Origin of the sequence: Aequorivita sp. 609 (assembly GCF_014212065.1) — a bacterium.
GTDB classification, from domain to species: Bacteria; Bacteroidota; Bacteroidia; order Flavobacteriales; family Flavobacteriaceae; genus Aequorivita; species Aequorivita sinensis.
Genome location: NZ_JACJVM010000130.1, coordinates 1 through 529, shown reverse-complemented (window position 1 = coordinate 529; position 529 = coordinate 1). Strand labels below are relative to the sequence as shown.

The 529-nt window shown below is 44.4% G+C and carries 1 protein-coding gene; it reads left to right on the top strand.

What is annotated here, in order from left to right:
• Nucleotides 1–455: hypothetical protein (locus tag H4O20_RS12990; RefSeq protein WP_185099538.1), on the top strand; the 455-nt coding region annotated here is incomplete at its 5' end.
• Between the last annotated feature and the right edge of the window lie 74 nt (nucleotides 456–529).

Below are 529 nucleotides of genomic sequence, written 5' to 3'. Positions count from 1 at the left end.
AGGAGGAGAACCAGACCTTCTTTGTAGACAGGCTTCTGCTCTTTAGAGAGGGGGTCAGCTATGAGATCCATTACCACAACCAAACTTGTATTAAGACTGCATTAAAGGTACCATTCAGACATATTGGGGTTCCCCATGATGCCAATTTCCTGACTCAAATGGTCTTGGGTAGCAGCTCTATAGAAGGACAAGGATTGCTTGTCAATAACTGGAATGGAACAGTGGAGGAAACAAAAGAACACTACCTGCTGACCTTCACTGCGTTTGGCTGCGTGCCTCTCTACACCCTCGATTTCACACAGAAAGGGGAATTATCTGTCATGACAAGCTTCTTTGATCTAGTGGAGGGAATAGAGGACCCGAATGTCTTCATCCCCCCTTCGTTCTGTGATTCTGTGGAAATACTGCCAGCCAAAGAAGGTCTTGTGGCAAACTCCTTCATCGGTCTTCTGTAAGAGGAACCATGTGTATGTGTTTGAGTGCATATCTAGCTTAAATTGCAGCATGGATGAACCTTTTTTATTTTAAG